This is a genomic window from Kitasatospora sp. NPDC056651 (assembly GCF_042792155.1).
GTDB lineage: Bacteria > Actinomycetota > Actinomycetes > Streptomycetales > Streptomycetaceae > Kitasatospora.
Map to the genome: position 1 here is coordinate 1 of NZ_JBHTWX010000183.1, position 8,026 is coordinate 8,026.

The following is an 8,026-nucleotide window of genomic DNA, read 5'->3' on the forward strand; positions in this document are numbered from 1 at the left end:
GTCAGCGGCAGCCTCGACATCGGCCCACGCCCCGGCGGCGGCTTCCGCATCCGCGCCACCCTCCCCCTCAAGGCGGCCCACTAGACACGGCCCGGTGCGGGTCACTGCCCCCGGGCGCGGCGGGCGCGGCGTACGGTGCGTTCGACCTCGACGGGCTCCGCGAGGTGCCCCTCGACCAGGTTCGTCAGAGCGGTGAGGAACATCTCGCGCTCGGGCTGCGGCAGCGTCTCCAGCAGCTCGCGGTGCACCCGGTCGGCGATCGCGGTGCCCCGCACCACGGCCCGGGCACCCTCCTCGGTGACGGAGACGATCCGGGCCCGCCGGTCGGTCGCGGCCGGGCGTCGCTCGGCCAGCCCGGCCTTCTCCAGCTCGTCGACGGTGACCACCATGGTCGTCTTGTCCAGGTCCGCCAGCTCGGCCAGCTGGATCTGGGTGCGCTCGGCCTCCTGCGCGTGGAACAGCACGCAGTAGGCGCGCGGGGTGATCCCGAGCTCGGTGAAGGCCGCCGCCATCCGGGTTGCCAGCACGTGGCTCGCGTGGTCCATCAGCCCGGAGATGTCGCGGATCTGGCGCACGGGCGGCGGGGTCGTCGTCATGTTTCCGAGGTTAGCAACCCGTCTGCTCCCGGATGATCCCGTTGTCAACGAAACGCCCGGGTCTACGGGATGCCCAACTCGAACAGCGCATACCCGGCGTACCAGCCCGCCGCGAGGACCGGCATCGCCAGCAACCCGGCCAGCGAGGAGGTCCGCACCCGGCGCAGCGCGATCGCCAGGCCGATGCAGAGCGGGAACGCGGGCAGCAGGTAGCGCGAGATGTTGCCGAAGATCTGGTTGCTGCTCAGCGCGGTGACGATGGTGAGCGCGGTGTAGATCCACAGCACCAGCGGCGGCCGGGTGCGCCACAGCAGCACCAGCAGCCCGGGCAGGGCGATCAGCAGCGCGATCGCGATCAGGTCCGGCACGGGGTTGGACTGCCAGAAGTCCCAGTGGCCGGTGATCACGTCCATGATCGTGCGCAGGGTCGAGGCGCCGCCGTCGAAGTAGCGGTTCCAGGCGCCCGACTGGAGCTTGAAGTAGCCGCCCCAGTCGCCCATCCGCCAGCCGACCCAGGCGACGTAGCCGATCAGGCCCCAGGGGGTGATCAGCATCGCGGTCAGCGGGCGGGCCACCCCGTCGGTGCGGCGGACCAGCGCGACCAGCGCGGCGATCGAGACGGCGGCGATCAGCGCGGCGGCGGTCGGCCGGTTGAGGCCCGCCACCAGCGCCAGCAGGCCGGCCGCGAGCCAGCGGCGGGTCATCACGCAGTAGCAGGCCCAGGCGGACAGCGCGACGAACAGCGAGTCCGAGTAGACCGCCCACTCCACCCCGGAGCCCGGGAACAGGCCCCAGAGCACCGCGGCGATCACACCCGCCCGGAAACCGCCGAGCCGCTCGGCGACGGCGAAGATGCCGGCCGCGGCGACCAGCGAGGCGAGCACCGAGACGGCGATCCCGGAGCCGTACGGGCCGAGCCCGGTGACCGCGCCGACCAGCCGCATCAGCCAGGGGTAGAGCGGGAAGAAGGCGGCCGAGTTCTCGTAGTAGGTGGCCAGCGGGAAGCCGTGCAGCGGGATCAGCTGCGGGTCGTACCCGTTCTCGGCGATCCGCTGGTACCAGACGCCGTCCCAGGTGCCCAGCACGTCCCAGGCGTGGGCGCCGCCGCCGCGGCCCGGCTGCTTCCTCAGGTAGTCGCCGGTGTGCGAGAGCAGCAGCAGGAAGACGGTCAGGCCGATCGCCTTGACCACCGCGTACGCGCCCAACGCGGGCCCGAAGCGGTTCACCAGGGCCCCGAACCGCCCGGGCGCCCGGCCCGTCCGCTCCTCGGCTGCCGCCGCCGGCGCCGCCTCGGGCGCTGCCGGCTCGGTGCCGGACGACTCGGTGCCGGACGACTCGGTGCTCGGTGCCGTGCTCATCTGCTCTGGGTACTCCCCGCCCCGCTCGTGGTCCGCGCGGCTTCGGCGCAACGATTTTCACGTGAGCCTACGGCACGCCCCGGACCCGAAAACCCCTGGCGCCCCCGGCGCCCCTCCGAGCACCGGATCGGAGGGAGCGGGATCCGGCGCCGCTGCCGGTCGAGGCGCCGTACCCGATGACGGCGGCCGTCGCCGCCCGGCCGGGGGCGGCGACGGCCTGAGGGTGGTGTCGGCCGGCTCAGCCGTGGACGTAGAGGATGCCGAGCTTGGTGAGCTGCCAGAGCTGGTTGGCGGCGCCGGTGTCGGCGGCCAGCTCGACGTACGGGTTGCCCTTGGCGTCGAGGGTGGCGCCGGCGGCCAGGACCTTCGTCTGGTCCTGGGAGTCGGCGATCTTGTAGCGGCCGTCGCCGGCCGGCTTGAAGACCCAGTGCTGGTTGCCGCCGCCGGTGCAGCGCCACTGCTGGATCCGGGTGCCGGGGGCGGTGGACGCGGCGTTGGCGTCCAGGCACATGTCGCGGTTGCCGCTGAAGTCGACCTCGAAGCTGCCGCCGGCCTTGGCCTCCAGGACGAAGGACTGGTTGAGTCCGCCGCCGGCCGGATAGGTGATCGCGGCCCGCCCGTTGGTGGCGTCGCCGTAGGTGCCGCCACCGGTGAGGTCGAGCACGTTGCCGCTGGAGGCGTTGGTCAGCTGGTACCAGGAGCCGTCCTCGGGCACGTCGCCGAACGGCTTTCCGGGGCTGAGCGGCTGGATCGAGGTGGTGTTCTGCTGGTTGAGCGTGCAGTACGCCTGGGTCAGCTCGGGCCGGCCGTAGAACTGGCCGAGGCAGACGCCCTCACCCCGGTAGCCGGCCACCCGCAGGTGGTACGACTGGCGGACCATGTTCATGCACAGCCCGGGGATGCCGATCTGCGAGTCGCAGCCGTTGCGCGTCCACTCGGCGAGGTTGATCACGTCCCCGTTGGTGTACTCGTACGGGGACGTCGTCCACTCCGCGCAGACCTCGTGCCCGAAGGCGACCCGCCGCTGGTCCAGGTAGCGGACGCCGGGCACCTGCTCGGCCGCTCCGCGCAGCGCGTCGCTGAGGGTCGGCACCACCCAGTTGTGGCCCCAGGCGAGGTCCTCCGGGAAGGCCGGACAGCCGTCGGCGACCTTGCCGACGTAGTCGTTGCGCCGGATGTCCGGGGTGATCGGGTTGAAGTACGACTGGTAGACCAGCTGGTACGCGGAGTCGGCGTAGCCCGCCTTGCGCATGGTCTGCCGGACGTTCTGGAGCGCCGCGACCACCTTGGGCCGGATGCCCTTGGCGCGCCGGCGGATCTCGTCGCTGCCGATGGTGTCCCGGCAGCCCTGGTCCTTGGGGATCGGGAAGTACTGCGAGAGGCAGTGCGTCATGATGCCGTTGAAGTCGAAGTCGTCGTTGGCGCCGATGGTGACGACGACCATCCTGACGTCGTACCTGGCCGCCGTGTCGGCCAGTTTGACGTCCTGCTTGGGCTCGCCGAAGTCGCCGCTGCCGGGGCCGGTGATCTTCGCCAGCTCCGGGTCGCTGACCAGGTCCCCGGTCTGGGCGCCGGAGCAGGCCAGGTCGATCGGGGTGACCCCGGGGATGTCGGTGACGAAGATCTCCGACTTGGGGTGCCGGTGGCAGTAGTTGGTGGAGCTGTCCGTCTCCGGGAAGTAGCCGTCGTTGGTGTCGGTGCCGGCGCCCTCCCCGGAGATCGCGCTGTCGCCGAGGGCGACGATCGCGGCCGGACGGGTGGCCGCGGGTGCCGCGGCCGGGGCGGGGTCGGCCAGGGCGGCGGGGGCACCGGCCAGGCCGAGGGTGGCGAGGAGGGTTCCGGTGGCGAGCAGCGCCGCGCAGCGGGAGGACCCGGTGCGCGTTCGCCGTGCCGCCGACCGTGGGGACCTGGTCACACGCGACTCCTTGCGGGGGTGGGGGTAGCCGCCCGGGCGGGGGCGCCGAGCGGCGCGGAGCAAGTGAGGAGCAGAAAAGGTGAGCAGGTCTCGCATTCTAGGTACTGACAAGTAACGCAACAAGGCTCCCGGCACGGAACGGAACTGACGGTCCGACGGAACACGGGCGCGGCGAAGGGTGCGGCGAAGGGCACAGCGAAGAGCCGCCGCCCCGCGCCCCAGGAGGGAAGCGCGGAGCGGCGGCTCTCACCGGCCGAACCGGGTGCGGACTCAGCCCACGTTGGCGCACTTGTTGCCGAACGCGGGGTTCAGCAGGCCGATGATGTTGATGGTGTTGCCGCAGGCGTTCACCGGAAGGTGGACCGGGATCTGGATCTGGTTGCCCGAAACGACACCGGGGGAGCCGGCGGCGACGCCCTGGGCGCCCGCGCTGGCCACGGCGGTGCCGGCGCCGGTGGCCACGATGCCCACCACGGCCGCGCCGACGGCGGCGGTCTTCTTGATGCTCATACGAGCCTCCTGACTGATCGACAGATGTGCACGGGGAGTGCGACATCAAGAACGACACCCCACCGGACCGGTTGCGACGGCCCGCGCACTGTCACCCGTCCGGCGCAATGACGCCGCTGGACAGCGGCATTCGGGTGATGGGCGAACCGGGCCGTTTCCCCTCCCCCGGTACCTCGTTCTCCCTGACGGAACCCGGTCTCCACCCCGGCCCCCACGCGGCGGGCCTCCCGAAGCCGGCGCCCGGCAACCCGTGCCGGAGCGCCTGACCGGAATTCCACCGGTCGCGCCTTTGTCCGAAGCCTTTCCCGGCCGTGCGGGAATTGCCGCGGCAGGCACCGCGACCCGGCGATGCGGCCACGCCCGAGCCATGGGCGGAACACGCCGGAATGCGCCGACCGAGTGACAATCACGGCGATCCCTGAAGTCATCGGGCGAGCATTCCTGCTCGCCCGGCTCCCGACATTCCCTTTCCGTCGGGCAGAAATCGGAGGAATGACATGCGCAACCTCAAGAAGGCCGCCGTCCTGTCGCTGGCCGCCAGCGGCCTGATGCTCGGCTCCGCCGGTGGTGCGGCCGCCAGCGCGGGCGCCGAGGGCGTCGCCGCCAACTCCCCGGGCGTGCTCTCCGGCAACCAGATCCAGGTGCCGATCCACCTGCCGATCAACCTGTGCGGCAACACCATCGACATCATCGCGCTGCTGAACCCGGCGTTCGGCAACGAGTGCGCCAACATCGGCTGAACCCGCTCTCGCCGCACCGGCGACAGCTGGTTTCACCGAGCCCGTGCCGCGCCCCGCAACGCCGGGGCGCGGCACGCTCCACCCGTGTGTGATCGAGGAGATCAACCCCCATGCAGAACATGAAGAAGGCCGCCGTCCTCTCCGCCGCCGCCGCCGGCCTGGTGCTCGGTGCCGCCGGTGGCGCCGCCGCCAACTCGACCGCCGAGGGCGTCGCCGCCGGCTCCCCCGGCGTCATTTCCGGCAATCAGATCCAGGTGCCGCTGGACGTCCCGATCAACCTGTGCGGCAACTCCATCAACATCGTCGGCCTGCTGAACCCGGCGTTCGGCAACGCCTGCGCCAACGTGGAGCTGCCGCCGCCCAGCGACGACTGCTGATCCGATCGCTACGCGTTCCGACCGTCCTGCCCCCCGACCAGCCGGCCGGGGGGCAGTTCGGCGTCCCCGGACAGCCGTCCGGGACCCCCGATCCACCGAAGGGTGATCACGATGGTTTCGAAGAAGAACGCGGCCGGCCTGGCCGCCGCCGTGGGCGCCGCGGTGCTGCTCGGCGCCGGTTCGGCCCAGGCCGCCACCACCCCGGGCGAGGCCGCCCCCGGCCAGGCGACGCTGGCCAAGACCGACGTCGGCCAGGCGCTGAACGGGACGACCTCCGGTCTCGGCTACGGCATCGCGCCGCTGAAGAGCCTGCGGCTCGACCCGTGGGCCAACTCCTCGGCCGACTTCCTCGACAACGGCGCGGCCCTCCAGCCGGACCAGGGCCTGCCCGAGGTCGGCACCGGGACGCTGACCGGCCCGCTGAGCGCCGGCGGCGGCGTCAAGGACCTCCCGCTGGTCGGCGGGCTGACCGGCCTGCTGCCGGGCTGATCGTCCGGACGCACGAGGGCCCGGCACCCGGTCGCACGACGGGGTGCCGGGCCCTCGTGCGTCCGAGGTGCCGGACAGGACCTAGAGCTGGGTGAGGTCGGTCAGGCCGGTCTGCCGCACCACACCGGCCGTCATTCCGGTGGTCGTCCCGGTCAGCGCTTCCGCCGTGTCGGTGAGGGAGATCCGGCTGTGCTCCTCGTCGCCCAGGCTGGCCTTGGCGCCGGGGATCACCTGGACGGCGCCGGTGACCAGGCGCGGGTCGATCTCGTCCACCTTCAGCCGGCCGCCGGCGAGCTGGCCGGCGCCGTCCTCGGCGAGCGCCAGCGGCTTGCCGAGGGTGAGCCCCGGGGTCTTGGCGTGCAGCGGCGAGGCCGGGGCGTCCAGCAGCACCGTGCCGACGTCGGCGCTCTGGTCGAGCAGCGGCACCGGCAGCTCGGCGTTGGCGCTGGGGCCGACCTTGCCGGTGCCCAGCTGGGGGACGATCTGCTCCGGGAGCAGCGCGCCGTCGGCGCTGGAGGTCGGACCGGGCACCGGCGGCATGAGCAGTGAGGTCGGGATGCCGGCCGTGAGACGGCTGCCCAGCGGGGCGAGCGGGATGTCCGCCGGGACCTGCTGGGTGGCCAGCGCGTCCTCCAGGGCGCCGACCTGTTCGGGGGCGATCGGGGCGGCCGCGGAGGCCGCTCCCGGGGAGGCGAGCACGCCGGCGCCGACCGCCAGCAGCATCGCGCCGGCCCGCTTGGAGAACTTCATGCTTTTCACCGTTCTGCTGTCCGAACTGGGGGGCACTGGAGAGGGCTGCGGGGACCGCAGCAGGAAAGCAATGTGCTCAACGAGTGACCGCGAGTGCGGATTGCGGCCATTAACCGATTCGGAGTAATAATCCGATCGGAAGCGTACCGCCGCCGCGCCTGCGGGACTCTTTTCAAAAATCCCCGTAACCTTCCGTGCCGTCATTCTTTGATCTGGGCGTCAGTGATTGCAGACCGGGTCTGAGCGTTCTCAGCGTCGTACGCAAGGAATCCAAGAGCATTTCAGAGAGGGATCTCGCATGATCCAGAAGTCCTTCGCCGCCGCCGGCCTGGCCGTCGCCGCGCTGGCCGGTGCCGCCGGGCCCGCCGCCGCCATCGGCGACTCGGACGGCGCGGCCGCCTCGATCGAGGGCAACGGCGGCACCAACTTCACCGGCACGGTCGGGAACAACAGCCCGAACTTCCACTTCCTGGACAACCCGAACATCTGCCTGCCGGAGATCCACAACATCGCCGTCGGCGTGCTCGGCGTGGCCGTCCCGGTCGAGGTCCCGATCGCCAACAGCGGTGGCAAGCAGTACTGCACCGTCGGCCAGGGCACCCAGAGCACGGGTGACGGAGGCATCTCCCACCTGGTCGGCTGACCGCTCCCCGAGCTGCTCTCCCTGCACCACCCGTCCGATCCACCTTCGCATCGCTCCCCGATTCACCCCGAGAGGAAAAACCCGAAATGATCAAGAAGTCCTTCGCCGCCGTCGGCCTGGCCGCCGCCGCGCTCGCGATGTCGGCCGGCTCGGCCTCCGCCATCGTCGACTCGGACGGCTCCGCCACCTCCGTCCAGGGCAACGGCGGCACCAACCACACCGGCACCCTGGGCAACGACAGCCCGAACAGCCACGTTCTGGACAACCCGAACATCTGCCTGCCGGAGATCCACAACATCGCCGTCGCCGTCATCGGCATCGCGGTTCCGGTCGAGGTCCCGGTCCTGAACAACCAGCCGAAGCAGATCTGCGACGTGGGCCAGAACACCCAGTCCTCGGGCGACTCGGGTGTCTCGCACCTGATCGGCTGATCAAGGGGCACGGCACGGTCGGAGGGCCCGGGGAGGAAGGTCTCCCCGGGCCCTCCGGGCTTCGTGGAGGTTCGTGGAAGGAAGTGTCCGGCCCGGCCCCCCCCCGCCCGGGGCCGCCGGGGGTCCGGGCGGGGCGCCCCCCGCGGGGGGGGCGGGGGCGGGCGCGCCGCCCACCGGCCCCCCGCGCCCCGCGGGGGGGCGGCGCCCCCGGGCCGCC

The 8,026-nt window shown here is 72.0% G+C and carries 10 protein-coding genes; 5 read left to right on the top strand and 5 right to left on the bottom strand.

The genetic code is table 11. The features are described from left to right. Nucleotides 1-101 precede the first annotated feature (101 nt). The 4 genes from ACFRAR_RS37450 to ACFRAR_RS37465 all read right to left on the bottom strand — a co-directional run bounded on the left by ACFRAR_RS37450 (nt 102) and on the right by ACFRAR_RS37465 (nt 4,379). Complete coding sequence (locus ACFRAR_RS37450; protein WP_380704707.1) at nt 102-596, bottom strand: MarR family winged helix-turn-helix transcriptional regulator; 495 nt, start codon at nt 594-596, stop codon at nt 102-104. A 62-nt stretch (nt 597-658) separates the two neighbouring features. Continuing rightward, nucleotides 659-1,954: a hypothetical protein gene (locus ACFRAR_RS37455; protein WP_380704709.1), complete on the bottom strand. Its 1,296-nt coding sequence runs from the start codon at nt 1,952-1,954 to the stop codon at nt 659-661. A 238-nt stretch (nt 1,955-2,192) separates the two neighbouring features. After that, nucleotides 2,193-3,869: an RICIN domain-containing protein gene (locus tag ACFRAR_RS37460; RefSeq protein WP_380704711.1), complete on the bottom strand. Its 1,677-nt coding sequence runs from the start codon at nt 3,867-3,869 to the stop codon at nt 2,193-2,195. A 270-nt stretch (nt 3,870-4,139) separates the two neighbouring features. Next, nucleotides 4,140-4,379, bottom strand: a complete 240-nt coding sequence (locus ACFRAR_RS37465; protein WP_380704713.1) for a chaplin — start codon at nt 4,377-4,379, stop codon at nt 4,140-4,142. Between the two features lie 497 nt (nt 4,380-4,876). On the opposite strand from ACFRAR_RS37465, the gene ACFRAR_RS37470 reads away from it, so the two are divergent. From ACFRAR_RS37470 to ACFRAR_RS37480, 3 genes are all read left to right on the top strand, one after another. Beyond that, entirely contained in the window at nt 4,877-5,119 is a 243-nt protein-coding gene (locus ACFRAR_RS37470) for a chaplin (RefSeq protein ID WP_380704715.1), read from the top strand. Nucleotides 5,120-5,229: 110 nt separating this feature from the next. After that, nucleotides 5,230-5,496 (top strand): chaplin, encoded by a 267-nt coding sequence (locus ACFRAR_RS37475; RefSeq protein ID WP_380704717.1) that lies wholly within the window; start codon nt 5,230-5,232, stop codon nt 5,494-5,496. A 111-nt stretch (nt 5,497-5,607) separates the two neighbouring features. Then, nucleotides 5,608-5,985 carry a hypothetical protein gene (locus ACFRAR_RS37480; RefSeq protein WP_380704719.1) on the top strand — a complete coding sequence of 126 codons (378 nt, stop codon included), beginning with the start codon at nt 5,608-5,610 and terminating at the stop codon, nt 5,983-5,985. Nucleotides 5,986-6,066: 81 nt separating this feature from the next. On the opposite strand, the gene ACFRAR_RS37485 is transcribed toward ACFRAR_RS37480, so the two are convergent. Next, nucleotides 6,067-6,735: a hypothetical protein gene (locus tag ACFRAR_RS37485; protein WP_380704721.1), complete on the bottom strand. Its 669-nt coding sequence runs from the start codon at nt 6,733-6,735 to the stop codon at nt 6,067-6,069. A 298-nt stretch (nt 6,736-7,033) separates the two neighbouring features. Between ACFRAR_RS37485 and ACFRAR_RS37490 the strand changes: the two genes are divergently transcribed. Both ACFRAR_RS37490 and ACFRAR_RS37495 read left to right on the top strand, forming a co-directional pair. Then, complete coding sequence (locus ACFRAR_RS37490; protein WP_380704723.1) at nt 7,034-7,378, top strand: rodlet layer protein; 345 nt, start codon at nt 7,034-7,036, stop codon at nt 7,376-7,378. Nucleotides 7,379-7,464: 86 nt separating this feature from the next. Continuing rightward, complete coding sequence (locus ACFRAR_RS37495) at nt 7,465-7,809, top strand: rodlet layer protein (RefSeq protein ID WP_380704725.1); 345 nt, start codon at nt 7,465-7,467, stop codon at nt 7,807-7,809. The last annotated feature ends 217 nt before the right edge of the window (nt 7,810-8,026 follow it).